We start from the raw sequence: 1,541 nt of genomic DNA, 5'->3' as shown, positions 1-1,541 counted from the left end.
GGCGCGATGCGCATACGCCTCATCGTCCGGCGCAGCCAGCGCGTTCCGATCGACCTTGCCGTTCACCGTCAGCGGCAGCCTCGCCAGCCGCACGAACGCAGACGGCACCATGTAGTCCGGCAGCCGCGCACTCAAGTGTGCGCGCAAACCGCCGGCAAGATCAGATTCCTCAGCTTCGGGGGCGACGACATACGCAACGAGCCGCTGCTCGCCGCGGCCATCCTCGCGCGCCACCACCACCGCATCACCCACCGCCGGATGCTCGAGGAGCCGCGCCGCGATCTCGCCCGGCTCGATCCGGAAGCCGCGGATCTTCACCTGCTCGTCGTTGCGCCCCAAAAACTCCAGATTGCCGTCCGCCAGGTAGCGTGCCAGGTCGCCGGTCCGGTACAGCCGGTCGCCGTCCACAAAGGGGCTGGCGATGAACCGCTCCGCCGTCAGCTCAGGGCGGTTCAGGTAGCCCCGCGCCACCCCCGCACCGCCAATGCAGAGCTCGCCCACCGCCCCGAACGGCACCGGCTCCCCATGACCATCCAGCAGATACACACGCGTGTTCGCAATCGGACGGCCAATCGGGACGTTGCTGGGTAGAGATGGCTCTCTCGGAATGTCATAGAAGATACAACCGACAACTGCTTCAGTTGGGCCGTACTCGTTCACCATTCTCACCGTGGGCTGGATCCTGCGCCACAACTCCACTGTCGAATGCGACAGCGCTTCACCGCCGATGATAAGCAATCCAACGCGGCTCGGCGCCGAGTCCGCCAGCATCTGTTGCCCAAGAGCATTCAGATGGCTCGGGGTAATATTGACGATCCCGCAGTCCGAGCGGACCGTCTCTTTGAGTCCTTCGACCTCATCTCTCTCCTTTATAAGGAATGCATGTCCACCACAGATCAGAGGCGCAAACAGGCTGTTGATTGTCGCATCGAAGACCAGAGGCGAGGAAATCACGGAGGATGATCTGGGAGCGTACGCATCGCGGGCCCAGGAGAGATAATTGACCAAGCTCCGATGCTCGACCATGACGCCCTTGGGCGTACCGGTGGATCCCGAGGTGTAGATCACGTAGGCGAGATGGCGGGAGGTGAGGCCGAGCGCGCGCGGGTCCGGATCCGATTCCGGCAGGCTGGCCCAGGCCGGTGCCGCCGCATCGAGCTCCACCACGCTCGCATCGAGGCCCACATCGCCCAAGGCGGCGCGGCCGGCCGCATCGGTCAGCAGCAGCCGCGGCGCCGCATCCTCCAACACCTGGCGCAGCCGCGCCGACGGATAGGCCGGGTCCAGCGGCACATACGCCCCGCCGGCCTTCAGGATCGCCAAAAGCCCCACCACCATCAGCGGACTGCGCGCAACGCAGATTGCCACCGGCTGATCCGGCTTGACCCCGAGGGCGATCAGATGATGCGCCAGCTGGTTGGCGTGCGCATTGAGCGCGCCATAGCTTACGCGCTGGTCCTGATAGACCAGCGCCACCGCCTCCGGCGCCTTGCGCACCTGCGCCTCGAACAGCTCCTGGATGCACTGCTCCGCAGGATACG

General features: G+C 65.4%; 1 protein-coding gene. It reads right to left on the bottom strand.

The genetic code is table 11. The features are described 5' to 3' along the window. Positions 1-1,541 (bottom strand): non-ribosomal peptide synthetase (locus AOQ71_RS15320; protein WP_157083513.1); only part of this gene is annotated, 1,541 nt, incomplete at both ends.

This window comes from Bradyrhizobium manausense (assembly GCF_001440035.1).
GTDB classification, from domain to species: domain Bacteria; phylum Pseudomonadota; class Alphaproteobacteria; order Rhizobiales; family Xanthobacteraceae; genus Bradyrhizobium; species Bradyrhizobium manausense.
This window is presented reverse-complemented; position numbering and strand designations above follow the sequence as displayed.